This is a genomic window from Gelidibacter mesophilus DSM 14095, assembly GCF_000423005.1.
Lineage (GTDB): Bacteria > Bacteroidota > Bacteroidia > Flavobacteriales > Flavobacteriaceae > Gelidibacter > Gelidibacter mesophilus.
Genome location: NZ_AUHD01000005.1, coordinates 92672 through 108750, shown reverse-complemented (window position 1 = coordinate 108750; position 16079 = coordinate 92672). Strand labels below are relative to the sequence as shown.

The 16079-nt window shown below is 37.7% G+C and carries 11 protein-coding genes and 1 riboswitch; of the genes, 4 read left to right on the top strand and 7 right to left on the bottom strand.

Annotated elements, in window-relative coordinates; translation table 11 throughout:
* Positions 1–88: 88 nt before the first annotated feature.
* From G525_RS0105865 to G525_RS0105855, 3 genes are all read left to right on the top strand, one after another.
* Positions 89–1783 (top strand): tetratricopeptide repeat protein, encoded by a 1695-nt coding sequence (locus tag G525_RS0105865; protein ID WP_027125323.1) that lies wholly within the window; start codon positions 89–91, stop codon positions 1781–1783.
* 260 nt (positions 1784–2043) lie between these two features.
* Entirely contained in the window at positions 2044–5139 is a 3096-nt protein-coding gene (locus G525_RS0105860; protein ID WP_051209824.1) for a SusC/RagA family TonB-linked outer membrane protein, read from the top strand.
* Between the two features lie 20 nt (positions 5140–5159).
* Positions 5160–6704 carry a RagB/SusD family nutrient uptake outer membrane protein gene (locus G525_RS0105855; protein WP_027125321.1) on the top strand — a complete coding sequence of 515 codons (1545 nt, stop codon included), beginning with the start codon at positions 5160–5162 and terminating at the stop codon, positions 6702–6704.
* 448 nt (positions 6705–7152) lie between these two features.
* Here G525_RS0105855 and G525_RS0105845 read toward each other — a convergent pair whose 3' ends face one another.
* The 3 genes from G525_RS0105845 to G525_RS0105835 all read right to left on the bottom strand — a co-directional run bounded on the left by G525_RS0105845 (position 7153) and on the right by G525_RS0105835 (position 8903).
* On the bottom strand, positions 7153–7554 hold the full coding sequence (locus G525_RS0105845) for a carboxymuconolactone decarboxylase family protein (protein ID WP_027125320.1): 402 nt from the start codon (positions 7552–7554) through the stop codon (positions 7153–7155).
* A gap of 152 nt (positions 7555–7706) precedes the next feature.
* A complete protein-coding gene (locus G525_RS0105840; RefSeq protein WP_027125319.1) occupies positions 7707–8003 on the bottom strand; it encodes a cupin domain-containing protein in 297 nt (98 codons plus the stop codon).
* A gap of 279 nt (positions 8004–8282) precedes the next feature.
* Complete coding sequence (locus G525_RS0105835) at positions 8283–8903, bottom strand: MarC family protein (protein WP_027125318.1); 621 nt, start codon at positions 8901–8903, stop codon at positions 8283–8285.
* 371 nt (positions 8904–9274) lie between these two features.
* Between G525_RS0105835 and G525_RS0105830 the strand changes: the two genes are divergently transcribed.
* Positions 9275–9667, top strand: coding sequence for a hypothetical protein (locus tag G525_RS0105830; protein ID WP_027125317.1), 393 nt, complete (start codon positions 9275–9277; stop codon positions 9665–9667).
* A 272-nt stretch (positions 9668–9939) separates the two neighbouring features.
* Here the strand turns inward: G525_RS0105830 and G525_RS0105825 are convergent, their stop codons facing one another.
* Genes G525_RS0105825 through G525_RS0105810 form a run of 4 tightly spaced genes read right to left on the bottom strand, consistent with a single transcriptional unit; the run spans position 9940 to position 15578 of the window.
* Positions 9940–11262 carry a DUF5074 domain-containing protein gene (locus G525_RS0105825; RefSeq protein WP_027125316.1) on the bottom strand — a complete coding sequence of 441 codons (1323 nt, stop codon included), beginning with the start codon at positions 11260–11262 and terminating at the stop codon, positions 9940–9942.
* Positions 11263–11283: 21 nt separating this feature from the next.
* Positions 11284–12402 (bottom strand): hypothetical protein, encoded by a 1119-nt coding sequence (locus G525_RS0105820; RefSeq protein ID WP_027125315.1) that lies wholly within the window; start codon positions 12400–12402, stop codon positions 11284–11286.
* A 23-nt stretch (positions 12403–12425) separates the two neighbouring features.
* Positions 12426–13562 carry a YncE family protein gene (locus G525_RS0105815; protein WP_027125314.1) on the bottom strand — a complete coding sequence of 379 codons (1137 nt, stop codon included), beginning with the start codon at positions 13560–13562 and terminating at the stop codon, positions 12426–12428.
* Between the two features lie 12 nt (positions 13563–13574).
* Positions 13575–15578, bottom strand: coding sequence for a TonB-dependent receptor plug domain-containing protein (locus G525_RS0105810; RefSeq protein ID WP_035479201.1), 2004 nt, complete (start codon positions 15576–15578; stop codon positions 13575–13577).
* 98 nt (positions 15579–15676) lie between these two features.
* Positions 15677–15859: riboswitch (cobalamin riboswitch) on the bottom strand.
* Between the last annotated feature and the right edge of the window lie 220 nt (positions 15860–16079).

Sequence of the window (16079 nt, the reverse complement as noted above, 5' to 3'; positions counted from 1 at the left end):
ATAAATAAAATTATATTGTCGATATTTGAGAACACATAAATCTTTCAAACGACAAGAGTATAACTCTTTTACATACAAATTCTGACGAATGAATAAATTTTCACATCTTATCCTATTTACCTTTATCTGCATCTGTTTCACAACGCACGCTCAAAAAAATCTATGGGATGAAAACCCAACGGAGTCGCAAAGTGAATTGGACAGCTTATTAACAGTATTACCCACAACTAAACGTGCAAATAAAACGGCCATATTAAATAGGATTGCGGAAATATATTGGGCAATCAATCCAGATAAAACTATAGAATATGGCTCTGAGGCATTGCAATTATCAAAGGAATTCAAACAAAAAGAGGAAGAAGGCTTAGCCCTTATCAATCTTTGTCAAGGTTATTTGTTCAATGATATTTATGATAAAGCACTTCAATATGGATTACAATCTCTAGAAATACGAAAAGAAATTGGAAATGATTATGATCTAGCGTTTACACTACGGACTCTTGGGTGGCTTTATTATGATATTGGATATCTTGACAATGCGCTCCAATATCACACGGAAACATTAAGAATTCATGAAAAAATAGGTGACAAACAGCGCATTGCCTACAGCTACAACAGTATTGGATTAATACATGAGGCCAAAGATGATTGTGATTTAGCTTTATCATTTTTTAAGAGATCTTTAAATCTCATAAAAGATACTAGTAATAAGGACAGAATTGCTGCTACCATGAAGAACATGGGGGTGTGCTATCGTAAAATCAATGAACTAGATTCCGCCATGGTATTTTTAGAATCTTCTCTGAACATTATAAATGAAATTCATTATGAAAGAAATAAAGTTGAGATTTTAAATGAGCTTTCAACAGTAAACATTCTCTTGAACAACTTCGACAAATCTTATGAATTGTTAAAAGAATCAAGAATAATTTCTGAAAGCTTAACTAATAATAAGGAATTGATAATAGAGAATAATCGAATTATGTCTGATTATTATTTAAGCAATAACAATTACAAAGAAGCTTTAAACTACTATAAGAAATATGTCGAAGGGATGTCAGAAATGTTTAGTAGTAATAAAAGTGAGAATTTAGCCGAAATGAGAGTTTTGTTCGAGGCCGAACGACGTGAAAACGAAATTAAACTCTTAGAGCAAGAACGAAATTTAGAAGCTCAGAAAAGAAACTTCTTACTGATTGGTGCGCTATTATTGGTCATTATTGCCATTCTAATTATTGGAAGCCTCTGGAATAACATAAAAAAGAAGAAGGCGATTTACTTGCAAAGCCATAAGCTATCAAAAGAGAAGTTAAAAACTCAACATTTAGAACGAGAGAATTTGGAGCACAAATTAGAATTTCGCCAGAAGGAACTCACAAACTTGGCCTTGTTTATCTCACAACGCACTTCCATATATAAAGACTTCACAAAGTCTTTAAAGAATCTAAAATTCACCGATTTAAAAGAGCTCAAAAAAAACATTGATAGTCTTATTAAAGAATACACGTTTAAATTTGATTTCAATGAAGATATACAACGTTTTCATGCCAATATAGAGAATTTACAAAGTGACTTCCTATTTAAAATCAAGGAAGAATTCCCGCACTTAACGGATAAAGATGTTCAGCTAGCGGTACAAGTCAAACTCAAATTGAGCTCCAAGGAAATTGCCAATATTAACAATATCTCATTAAATTCTGTAGAAATCGGAAGGCATCGCTTAAGAAAAAAGCTCGGCTTGGAGTCAAAAGACAATCTTGTGACTTTTTTAGAAAACATTTAAGTTATAAGGTTATCTCTAACACTATTTTGTCCACATCCCATCCAACAAAACATACTGATTACACAACAAAACTCACAAAACCAAGCACTTACCGAATCCTATTCATCTTCAAAAAATCTCAATAAAATTAAATTTTATCACAGCTGTAAAGGTCAAGTAAAGGTGATTTCCAATGTTTTAACCTAAAATAATTTCATATTTGGTATTCTTAAACTTAAGTTAAAACGAAGTTTCAGCTAACTAATAAACAAATTATTAAGATGAAAAAAAAACAATCAAAAAATCAAATTCACTCTTCTAAAGGTCTGTTTTTACTACTTTTTGTATTTGTGTCTTTTGGATTTATGACCAGCTCCTATGCTCAAGGCATTTTGATAAAAGGGACTATTACAGACAATGCCGGAATACCAGTCCCGGGAGCGACCGTTAATCTCAAATCTAATCCATCGGTAGGAACACAGTCAGACTTTGACGGCAATTACACCATAACAGTTCCAAACACCCAAACGACCTTAGTATTTAGCTACTTAGGATTTTCAACTCAAGAAGTTACGGTAGGTAATGACACAACCATTAATGTTTCATTACAAGAAAGTGCCGAAGATTTGGACGAGGTGGTTATTGTGGGCTATGGAACGCAAAAGAAAAGTGATGTGACCGGAGCCATTAGTTCTGTTAAAAGCGAAGATCTTACCAAAGTTGTAACCACTAATCCCGTGGACGCATTACAAGGTAGGGTTGCAGGCGTTACGGTAACATCTTCTTCTGGCAGCCCTGGCTCTACATCAGATATTACCATTAGGGGTATTGGAAGTTTTGGAAACAACCAACCTTTATATATTGTTGACGGCGTACAAGCTGATCCATATTTCTTAAATGCGAATGACATTGACTCTATTGAAATTTTAAAAGATGCCGCTTCTGGGGCAATCTATGGAACGAGAGCTGCCAACGGGGTGATTATCATTACCACAAAAAAAGGAAAAGTAGGTAAAACAAAAATTGAGATAGAAACCTCCTTGAGCTCTAACACCGCCAGAGAGAAAATGAACTTGTTGGATGCTGATGGCTACGTGTCCGTACACCGACAAATGTATGAGAATGCTAGTGCGAGTCTACCACAATATGTTCAAAACCCTCCCAGTGTAAACACGAATTGGGTTGATGAAACCCATAGAACTGGTCAATTAAATTTATTGAATGTCCGCGTTAGTGGCGCATCGGACAATATCAATTATAGCGTGGCAGGGAGCTATGCCGATGAAAAAGGAATTTTAATAGGTTCTGGATTTTCAAAAAAAGGCATCAATGCCAATATTGGAAGTACGAAGGGAAAATTAAAAATTAATACGAGCTTGAACTATAGTGAAACCAATCAAGAAGATTATAAATTTTCATTGAGAGAAACCTATTTCATCTCGCCTTTAATACCTGTTTTAGATCCGTCAAAACCATCTGGATATGGCTATAGAACTGGCGATTTACCTGATCATAGAAATCCAGTGGGTGAAGATGCCATCATCGACGGGTACACAAAGATGAAATACTTCTTGGGGAATGTAAGTTTTAACTACGAAATAATTAAGGGATTAAATGCCAACGCAAATTTTTCCCTTTCAAACAGAGATAATTATACTTATGCCTATCATCCTCCTTTTCAAGTTAGGGACATAGACGACAATCCTCAAAATCAATATGCCTTTGTTTCTGAGTACAACAGTGAATTCAGAAGGTTAAATCAAGAATACACCATTAATTACAAGTTTGACATTAATAAACATTCGGTCAATTTATTGGCGGGATACCAAAGGATCTCCGAGCCTTTCAAAGAAACCTATGTGCAAGCTGAAGGCTATAAATTTGATGAAGACGGCAACAAGGTACCAGCAACGATATTAGATCCTAGTTTTAATACCATAAATGCATTTAGCGACGGCACGTATTCGGCAGAAGGAACCCACGCAGAATATGCATTGGTTTCTCAGTTTGGAAGAATCAATTATGCCTACAATGACCGCTATCTATTCCAAGCTAGTGTCCGTAGGGATGGCAGTTCAAAATTTGGTAAGAACAATCAATATGGCGTTTTTCCTTCGGTAGCTGCCGGTTGGAAGATCACCGACGAGGATTTTATGAAAAACCAAAAAGTTTTCAACTTCTTAAAACTGAGGTATAGCTGGGGTCAGGCCGGTAACGATAGTGCTTTGGGCTACTACGATTATATCGCTCTTATCTCCCAAGGTAAAGACGGAAGCAATGGCGGTTACGTTTTTGGAAATCCACAAAACTCCTATTTAGGAAGTATCGCCAGGGATTTACAGAATGACGATTTACAATGGGAAACCAACACCTCGTCAAATTTTGGACTCGACTTTGCCTCATTAGGCAATAAACTCAAAGGTGCTATCAACTATTATAAAACCACCACTGAAGATTTACTGATTACAAAAGAGGTTTCACCATCAAGTGGTGTCAATAATCCAGTTGTAAACGTAGGTGAATTTGAAAATAGTGGCTTAGAGTTTGAGTTGGGGTATGTTAACAACGACGGTGAACTTAACTACTCTGCCTTTGGGACCTTTACAACTGTTAATAGTGAAGTTACAAAACTTAGTAATGCCAATCAAAAATTATATGGTATAGGGTTATTGTTTGGGTCGGATCATTTTGTGAACCAAACGCAAGTTGGGTATGAGCCTGGAGCATATTTCTTACCTGTGGCAAATGGGATATTCCAAACACAGGCTGAAATTGATGCCCACGGTGCACAACCAGACGCTTCTCCTGGCGACATCAGGTTTGTTGATCAGAACGGTGATGGACAGATTGATTCTAAAGATGAAACCTATCAGGGAACGGCTATTCCCAAATACGAGTATAGCTTGAGTTTGACTGCCGATTACAAAAATTTTGATTTTAATATATTTTTCCAAGGTGTTGGTGGCAACAAAATATATAACGGTAATGATTTTAGATTATTAAGCTTAGATACGGGAAGGAATTACAGAGTTGAAGCGACCAATGCTTGGACACCTTCCAATACCAACACCAACATTCCGAGGGCTGTCTTGGGCGATCCCAACAGAAACAGTAGGGCCTCAACCCGGTTTTTAGAGGATGGCGATTATTTGAGAATCAAAACCATTCAGCTTGGCTACTCCTTACCAACCAGTGCTCTAGAGGCTATGGCCTTAGATAAATTCAGAATTTACCTCACAGGACAAGACCTATTTACATTCACAAATTACAGTGGCCTGGACCCAGAAGTTGGTGGCAGTGTATTATCAAGAGGTATTGATAATAGTTTATATCCAAAATATAAATCTATAATTTTTGGAGTACAATTAGCATTTTAAGAATCACTAAACAAAACAAAATGAAAAATTTATATAAATCAATTATCGTTGCTTTTATACTGACTCTCACAACATCCTGCAGTGATGATGAGTTTTTAGAGCAAACATCACCTGATCAACTCACCACCGAGAACTTTTGGAGAAATGCTGAAGATGCACAATCTGGTTTGGTGGCAGCCTATTCAGAATTGGAATCAAGAAGTAATTTTTGGGATGGCTGGCAAGAAGGAAGACCAGTGGTAGAATATTTTAGATCTGATTATGCCTTACCCGGGCCAGATGCTAGTAACTATTCGCATTGGATGTCTATATATAATTTCAATTACACCAATGGCCATACATTTTTAGATGTGATATGGACCACAAATTACAAAGGGTTGAATTTCTCAAATCAGGTCATTTCTAAGGTTGGAGAAATGACATCAGATCAAATTTCTGACGCAGAAAAAAAGCAGATTATTGGAGAAGCTACTTTTTTAAGAGGATACTATCATTTTAAATTACTGACGCTTTATGAACAAATTATCTTAAGAACTGAATTAATTTCAAACGAAACTTTAGATAAGCCCCTAGCTTCACGACCAGAATCGTGGGAGGTTATTATTAAGGATTTTACGGATGCAGCCTCCATGCTTCAAACCGTCGATAACACGGAGCCAGGAAGAGCAACTAAAGGAGCGGCCCTCGCCTATTTAGGAAAAGCATATTTATATAAAGCTGGAGACGCAACGTCATCAGAAGCTTCGGATTTTGAAAATGCGGTTGTAGCCCTTAAGCCAATTGTTGATGGTACGACGGGTTCATACGCCTTAGAAACTGATTTCTTAAGTCTTTTTAACGGTGAAAATGAAAACAATCAAGAATCGATATTTGAACTCCAGTTTAAAACTTCAGATGCCACATCAGATAATTCCACACGATTACATGCCTTTGTAGGAGACTGGTCCGTGGGCGGATGGGGCGGCATTGCAGCAACCATGAACGTGGTAAACGAAATGAAAAGTGAAGGTAGAATTGCCAATAATGGTCTATACGACAATAGATTGTATGGCTCACTCTACTTCAAAGATCCATTTTTTAATAATACGACCACCAATCAAATGCAAGGCAGCACATGGGACGCCTTAATGATGGAAACTTATGGAGACACCAATGACAATGCTGCTTATTTCAGAAAGTGGTTGCCCAATTATGTATGGAACAACAGTTATGTTGGGGTCAATGTGGTGTTAATGCGCTATGCTGATGTCTTATTAATGTATGCCGAAGCGTTGAACGAGACGGGAGCTACAGCTCAAGCCATTCCTCTCATCAATAAAGTGAGAGCCGTACATGGTAATATGCCGGCAATTTCGGCTACTTCGCAAGCTGATGTCAAGAAACAGATCATCCATGAACGCACCATGGAATTGACCCTAGAATCCGTACGATTTTTTGATCTACGTAGATGGGGAATGCTAGACCAAGCCATGCAAGCCGCAGGAAGAACTAATTTTAGCGCTGCAGCTCACGCTTACTTACCAATACCGTTATCAGAGATTCAATCCAACTCTGCTATTGATTAGAAAATTTTTATTTATTTGAATTAGTCGAAAAGGGCTGTCATTAAAAAAATGACAACCCTTTTTTAATTATAGCTGCACTGTTGTTGACACGAGCTTTTGGACTGGCATTTCTGTAATTTCCGCCGTTATATTTGCCACTGCTTTAGGCACCATTGTCAGATTAATTGTCATCTGCTCAGGCGCCATCGCCCACAATGTTATAAATGTTTATTTGAAAAAGAACTTAGCGAGAACAATAAAACGAAAGCAGGAAAGATCGCTGCTCTTGCCTTGATTGCAATGCGTTTGCAATTCATCAATTTAAAAAATCCGAGATGCATGACCTTTCCCTTAGCGGTTTAACGATCTGCATTACATTTTTGAGGCATCCAAAGAAATCAATCTAGAGAAGACTAACAAAAGTGTTTAGAGGCATTTTGATGATAATCTAAAATTGAAACCATCTTCATTAATCCCTTACTTTAAGATTTCTTTCAACAAAGACCTCTTTGGCCACTTTCAAGGCATTGAGTACCCGTGGGAAACCGGTGTATGGCAACAAGTGAATAATGGCGTCCACTATTTCAGTTGGAGTTAATCCTATGGTGAGCCCTATATTGACGTGCAATTTTAATTGCGGTTCCAATCCTTGGGTTACTAAAGACGAAATTGTAATCAGCGTCTTTTTTTCATCGCACAGCCCTTCTCTAGAATAAATGTCCCCAAAAGCAAATTCAACTATATAATTTTCAAGTTCAGGATCTAAATCCATTAAGCTGTCAAAAGTTATGGAGTATGCCGGAGCACCTGAGGGATCTTCATATTTTTTTATGATGTCTTTCCCTTCCTGATAGCGTTTTGATTTTTCCATTTTTATATTTTAATAGTTAAGATTATAATTTCAATAATTCAATTCTTATGCCCTCGCAATACGGTAAATCTAGGTGAAAGTAAAGCTTTCAATTCACTAAAAGAAACTCTTAGCTCATTAGCAAAACGCACTTACCATTCTTTATTTCTTTATTAATCGAAAAACTTGAACTGGATATCGTTGGTCATCACATGAACCGCCTTAAAATCATTGATAACCCTAATTTGATGCTTTATTCCTGGTGGCACCACAAAACTGTCTCCCTTATTTAGGATATGATCACTATCCTCCAATTCCAGAATACATGTTCCTTCCAATACTATTAATACAGACTCGATGGATGCCGTATGTTTTGGCAAGAGCGCGCCAGATTTGGCCTCCATCTGTTTGGCATTAAACTTCTGGCCTTTAGCCAATAATTTCACACTGGGATGGGATACTTTTTTCATTATGCAGTTTTTAGATGATTCACATTCAGAAACATCAGTAGCCAACATTATAATCATATATTCTGATTATACCAAATGATAAACATGAAGACTAGTCTATAAAAAGAGAAGCATTTATCAATAATTAAAACGGGAAGAAAACTTAAAACAAATATGCTGAGCTTCGAAAGAGAAGCCCGAAGAAATCAAAAGTATATTTTGATAAAATAAGTTGATTTAAAGCTGAATTATTTGAGCTAAAAGCTATGCTTACTCAGCGAGTTTAAAAGGCTAAATGGATTAGTTCATTAAATTAAAGGAAAGTTTAATTCCTTCTATGATCATACCTGTTCCAATAATGGCAATGATTAAACCCATTATTTTTCCAATTACAGCAATGACATTGTAGCCTACCAATTTAACAATATATCTACTCAACCTAAAAGTTAGATAGGTTAATAGACTCATGCATCCAAATATAGCAATGACCAAAAACACGTGAATGGGCTTTACATTAGACACAAAATTCATGGCGGTTACAATAGTTCCTGGTCCGGCCAAAATTGGAATGGCCAATGGTGAAACCGCAATGTTTTCATCAATCTGCACTTTTTTAAGCGATTTGATGTTTGATTGTTTTGATTGCAACATATCAAAACCAATATAAAATATTAGTATTCCTCCTGTAATTTTAAATGCAGGAATACTAATATTAAACAATTCGAAAATATATTTTCCCAAAAGCACAAAAACCGTCACAATTACAAAGGCAATAATATTTGCTCTTTTATTGATATCTCTTTTTGTTTCCTCATCCGCACCTTGAGTTAAAGATAAAAAAACAGTCATATTTGATATCGGATTGGTAATGGCAAAAAACCCGGTAAACACCGTAATTGAAAATGTAATTAAGTTATCCATTGGCTAAAAAATTTCAATTTTCAAAGTACTTGAATCACTTCTTTACTTCCTAGGTAATTTTGATTTAATTTAAATAATAGGGGAGATTTTTGCCAATCTCTATGCTCCAAAAATTGACAAATGGGACTATATCTAAAAAATACACAGGATTCCAAATTAGCGTTCTTCATCTAAACCCTAGGAACCTTGATTTTTTTCAATGAAAAATCATCTTTTAGAGGTTTATTTTAATGAGGTTTTCGGTTTGTGAATTGCCAATCATTAGGAGAATTTCCAACAAACGACTACGGTAAGAATTTAGACTTCGTCGATAATCAACTTATTTATATTACTTTTGGACCAACAAACACTCTATCCTCAATCTTTAGTTTATGTCTTATCAAATCGTTTTCGACCTCTTCTGGAATCAAGTAAAAGCAAGTATTCAGGACGGTACCTTTGCTAAATTGACTATGGCAAAAACTATTGGCAAACCTAATCTGAAGAATATATTTGTCCGACCTCTTCAAACAGAAGATGACTTTAAGATTTTAGTGAAATCACACTACAGATCCAAAGAAACAGAAGATGAGGAACAAGAACTCAGCTTAGAAGACACTTATGCATTTTTAAAATCACATCTTCAAACGTCATTTTCATCGGTACTTTTATTTACCACAACTAAAGACGTCACTTTCAAAATCAACAAAAAGGGAGCGGGACGAATTACCGAGAACAATCCAACATTTCGCGAAGTTCGGCAAGCTAAGACTGATAACGATTAATCGCATATCAAAAACTGAATGAATTGTCTGATGGAGATTTACTGATTTGAATCAAAATCTCTCAAGATACAATGCTTTTGAACATCCTACCTAAGGCACAACTGATGTCCAGGGGCAATACAAACTCTTCGATAAAATTCTCAGGAAATATCAGGTCATTAAGAGCAATCATCGGTTTCAACTAACCTAGGTTGAGCAAAAAAAAAGCTCCAATGTTATACTGGAGCATTTATAATTAAAGATTAAGAGCGGATTTCCTAAATTCATCATAGCTATTCATGAAACACCATAGTACTTGGGAAATAATAACCATCATAGGCTATGGTTTTTTCTAAATTACCGGAATCGGAATTATAAAAATGAAGTTTATTATAACTGAAGTTTTCGCCCCAGCCATCACGAACGGTACGCACAACCAATTGACCTGAATCTGGATTAAATGCCAATCCAGCACCATAAAGCACCTCTGTTTCCGGAAGTTTGATAAATGGATTTTGCAATGAAGCGCTGTCATTTGTATAGCGATAAATTTCATTTCCACCTCCGAAAGATCCGTTTTTAGCAATAAATACCGTATTCTCATGGGCAGTTATTGAACTAGGATGCCAAGCTCCCCAACTACTATTTGCTTTAAAGCCGAGCTCTATGTCTTCAGTTTCTAAAGTACTCGAATTAATTTTGACCAAGGTGGTGCCACCTGCTGCCCAAACCCTATTGTCTTCAGTTTTTACAAAACCTAAAGCCATATCCGGGATACGTTTCTCAACTTCATAAGTGGCAGCATTTAATATAAGAACACCTTCGCGTTGAGATAATATAAAGATATATTCTCCTACCTTTAGCATGTCTCCAATCTGTCCTGAAATTCCAGTTAGAGCATCTTCAACTTGGAGCGTTTCAAGATTCACCTTATGAATACCATTGCTGGAACTCAACAAACCTTGCGTATCTGAAACCCCAACAAATGCGCGCCAATCGTTGCCAGAATTGGATGGAATCCGTTGTTCTTCTACCAACGAATAAGCATCAGAAACCACAACTGGCCCTCCTACCTTGCTCACTAAATATAATTTTTCATTATGAATGGTTCCAAATCCTAAAGTAGAATTTAAAGGGAAGAGGTCCTTAGTTGGGTTGGTCTTCACAAACACACTATCTTCCAGAGTTTGGCTATCATAGCGGTAGAACCCCACCGTTCCGGTACCTCGTCCAAACCAACCTTCGTTGATCAAGTAAAAACCATTTTCAAAAGCGCCCCATGTGTGGATGTCGTAAGTCAGAGACGCTTCTCCTCCTTCATTTTTCGCCAAGACGCTTACTTGATGCGTTCCGCGGACTTGCGGGATGAATACGAAGGTTGAATCATTGCCTACCAACTCGCCATCAACCTTCCATTCATAAATTGAATTTTTGGTATTGCTGAATTTCGGACGCAGCAAAAGAGATTGTCCCATGGTGATGGTATCTTGCAATTGTTGGGCGCCCTCTACGGATGGTGGATTGACAAAAACATCGTCATCACTACTACAACCTACGATGCTCACTGCAAAAGCGAGAATGCATAATTTTTTAAAAAAAGAGAATTTAAGTTTCATGTTGTTTTAGTTATATAATGATTAGTCAATCAGATTTAAATCAGCAATACCAGTGACTTCAGTCGATAATTCACCCAGCCACCCCATATTGGCTTGTACTCCGGTTTGAATCTTGATAAAGTCAATCCCACTTAAATTAACGGGATTGCCGTCTGCATCAATGGCATCAGCTAAATCAATTTGATCTCCACCACTCGTGTTGTCAGCATAACCGTATTCAAAAGGTTTACTGGTGATGTAGGAAGGATTGCTCATATCAATATTACTATCGGATAACAAGGTGCCAGAAATGGTATAGGAATCTTCAGTAATCCATTCTGGATAGTAGGCTTGTTTATGAAATGCGTTTTTGGCGATAACACCAGTATTGCCGTTGTTATCTTCCCACGGCACATCGCCATCAGCAGTTGCAGGCCTGTAATAAGTAACCTTATAAGCGCGGTCAGTACCTTCTAAATCGTGACCACTTCCTTTGATTTCGTACCATTTATCATCTGGCAATCCGTTAGCATTATCATCTTGCATCACATAAATAACACCCGGCTCAGAGAATGTTGGCATGGCGTTGCCATATATAATTAAGTCGTTTTTATCAGCATGATTAAGTACCGTATGATCAAAAGTATAGGTTACTGAACCTCCCCAGCCTCCTAAACTTACTAAGCCACGGCCTCCAATAATACCTTCTGCACTTTCTAGGTTTCCAGGCTTTTTATTGATAAACTGACCCGGAGCTGGCCAAAAGTCTAAAAGAGCCGTTACGAACGCTTTGCTGTCGTCGGTTATTGGTCTTAACTTAGGAAGTACCGTTATGGTGTATTCATAGGCAAACGTCCCTGCTTCATTAACAGCAGCATAAGAAAGATTATAAGTCCCCGAGTTTTTCGGTTCAAAAATATAGGTATCAGCATTAGACACAATGCTATCTCCCAAAGACCAGGTCTCCGTATATACTGAATTATTTTGATTACTAGCCGAGAAGGTAGAATTGTCTCCAACGCTCAGTTGAAGTGCTTGATCTTGGATGTCCATTGTCACTTCTGGCGCTAAAATTCCATGATCATCATCGTTAGAACACGCGGTCAGAAAAAGGGCAATACTAAAAATAGCCACGAGTAGTTTGTTGTAATTTGTTTTCATTTTTTTGTTATTTAAGATTTAGATTATTTGTATTTAAAAGCTATATGTGCGGGAATATCACCCGTTTCAACGGACCATTTCAATGCGCCTTCCGGAGTAAAGCAATAGAGCGTACCCGGCGTTACGTAATCTTTGGCATCCGTAATCAAGACATCACCTGATTCAGGATGAACGGCGATGCCATAAGGCATTTCGATAAGCGCCTTGTGGGTGTCAGAAATAAATGTAGTTTCCAGAAATATTTCTGTTTGCGTGTCCAGCATTCGGTAAGAAATATCATAATCGCCAGAAATATAACTGAACTCTGTGCTGTACATATAAGCCACATCATTATGTATGGTAAAATCAGTCACCCCGATATCAAAACTCTTTTTAATCGTTTCGGTTTTGGTGTCGATTACGAACAACTTTGACGGAATCTCGTAATAATCACCTCTTGAGGTCACGTATAGGTCGCCTTCCCTATCAATTTTTAAACGGTGAAGGTTGACCGCCACCTCAATACGTTTGTTTTCTGTAAAGCTAGGAATGTCAATCACAGAAATGGTAGATTCATAATCTGGCGGACTATAGCCACCCGAGTTGGCTACATAAATTTTATCATTGTAAGCCACCAGTTCTTCAGGCTGCCTCCCTACCTCTACTCGGCGAGTAATATTCAAGCTCGTGGTGTCAATCTCCGCCACGATGCCTTTAGGAGCGTTAGGGTCTCCAATGCTGCCCAAATAACTGCTCACATAAACTTTTCCTTTGTAAAACGTGACGTAGCGACCATTCGCAAGGTCTATTTGTTTGATGCGTATGCCAGTATCAGCATTGAGCACTTCAATTTTATTGGAAGCATTCACGACAACATACAATTTTGAGCCATAGATACCTATGGTATTTCCTACATCTCCTAGCCCTCCAACTAAGTTAGGATTGGCCTGACTGAATACATTTCTCCTGTAAGTTCCAGTCTCATAATCCATATAATCAAGGGACGCTTTGTTCATGGACATATTGCCTTCGTTCAATAAAAAGAAGCCTTCAACAATACCGCCGGGTTGTTCAATGCCACCGTCTCCAGGGTTTTGGATGATGTCATCCGCTACGGGATCATCAGTTTGGCAAGCATACACATTAAAAAAAATCATCACTAATACACATAGTTTTTTCATCGTTTTTTGAGATTAAAATTCGTAATTAAGACTTAACCGAAAGGACCTTCCGGGCATTGGGAAATTTTTAATGACTGCATATTGCTGGTCTAAAACATTATTGACTTCCAATCCCAATTTTAAAGGGTTTTTCATCAAGAATGGGAAATCATAACTCAGAGATAAGTCGTGCGTATACCAAGGTTGCAAATAGTTTGATGCAATGTTTGCTTTTTGGCTATAGCGTTCGCCTGTATAAATAAAACTATAGTTAAAACCGAATTCCTTATAATCGATCATTACACTTAAACCGCCGCTATGCTTGGGTGTATAAGGGATTTGTTGCCCGTAGCTACTGCCTCCGGGGGTGACATCTAAAGATTCCTGAAACGTATAGTTAAGGACAGCCGAATAATTAATCCTAGACCCGAGCTTTCCGGAGTTGGTAAGTTTCGTTTCTATGCCCAATGTTTCTACCTCCCCAAGATTGAACATGGTCCATCTAAACAGATTCGTGCCTGGAACGGCCACAATTTTATCGGTAATCCAAATTTTATAGAGGTCACTGCTCAAATTGAAAACCGTAGTTCCAACCTCCTTTTGCCAGGAAAAACCTAAATTAATCTGTTCAGAATATTCAGGATCCAAAAATGTATTGCCCACAAAGGTGTAATACAGATCATTAAAGGTGGGCATCCTAAATATGGTTTTATAAAATGTGCGCATCCTGAAATCAGGCGACGCAAACGGTTGAAAATTAATTAGGAGAGACGGCGAATACTCTTGCAAATCATCTGCTGCTTCGTAATACTTCACAGATTCAAAAACACTGGTACTTAAAAGACTGGCCTGGAGATTAAATCTTTCAAAATTCAAATTCGTCGCCAAAGCATTTAGAAGTGAACTTCTTTTTGGATAGGCAAAACGGTATAAATCGGCTTGCATTACATTGTACTGAAAGTCTGTAGCCAAACTCAAGGTCCAAAATGGCTTGATCCTATATGTATTCACTAGAGAGAGGTAATACTCCTGCTGTTCGTAAGTGTTGTCAAGAAATCCTGTTGTGGTGATAATTTCTGGGTCTAAATATCTCGAATAATTATCAGCGTATTTCCCTCGAACGGTAAGCGAATACTTCTGTGAAAATTGATGTTTGTAATCGGCCTGCAAAAAATTAGTTCTGTCCCACAAGCGTTGCGGACGCTTAAACCGATTGGCCACTATTGCTCCCGGCAATCCTCTTTCGGAATCATAATGGTAATATTTCAGATTCCATGTGTCTTTATCATGTTGGCCATGCAACGAGGCTTCTAGACGATAGGAGGTGATGTCAGCATTCTTTCTCTGTGCAATGGTATCATATACCCCATTAGAGTATTGAAATCGATATTTGCCATGTGCGTTTACCAATTCGGTACTCACACGAGCTGAAATCGATTCACTAATTTTGTAATTGAGGCTCAATGAGGGATTGAACAGTCCGAAAGATCCTGTGCGGACGCCAACTGCCAACTGATACTTTTGATCCTCATTAAATTTTGGCGTTTTGGTTTTGAGATAAATGGTATTGGCGGAAGCATAGGATTTTGCAGACTGATCCATTTCTGTGCGCTGGCCTTGATAAAGGCTGACTTGCTCCATGTTTTCGAGAGAGAATTTACCAAGGTCCACTTGGCCGTTTTGCGCATTGCCCAATTGAATGCCATCATAAAAAACGCCGGTATGTTGCGAGCCCATACTTCGGACATTAACCGTTTTTATACCACCGATCCCGCCGTAATCCTTGAGCTGAATGCCACTAAAATACCTCAGCGCATCGGCAACTGATAAACTGCTGAGTTTTTTGAGTGTTTCTCCTGAAATGGATTGGACTGGAGCAGGCGAATGGTGGGCTTCGTAACGGCTTTTGTCGTGACTTAAGAGCACTTCGCTTAATTCAATAGGAACCAAGGTATCCCGCACTTGGGCAAAAAGAACGGTAGGAAAGGATACCAATCCGAAAAATAAAATATAAATGAAATGTATGCAGTTCCTCATGATCATTTTTTGCACACGAGGAAGAATAAGGAAGACAAAAACAACTGTTTAACACAGCGCTTGTATTACAAATCCAAGCTCCAATCCCCGAAAGCCTTAAAGAATTATAAGAAATGGCAGGTATTCTGACTTGCTTCATCCACCCGGCCTTCCCATCTCAATAGACAGTGACCATAATTGGGCTTCAACAAAAAGCTTACAGCTGCGGGACAGTTCTGGATTTTCACCAGATTCCCTTTTAATGCCTACAAGAGCAGGCAACCTTTTCTAAAAATACTAATTTGCAAAACTAGACCTTCTTATTAAATATACTAGCATTAAATAATTAAAATTTCTTGAAACTATTTGTAAGGGACCTATAAAATAATTTCTGTTCAACCAAGATTGGCGCGTGGTAAATTCTAAGTCCAGACAAATGAATAAATTAAGATTTTACTGATAGAGAAGAAGTAAAGTATACAAAATTATTTGTGTATCATAGGTCCAATGGTTTATGAGGAC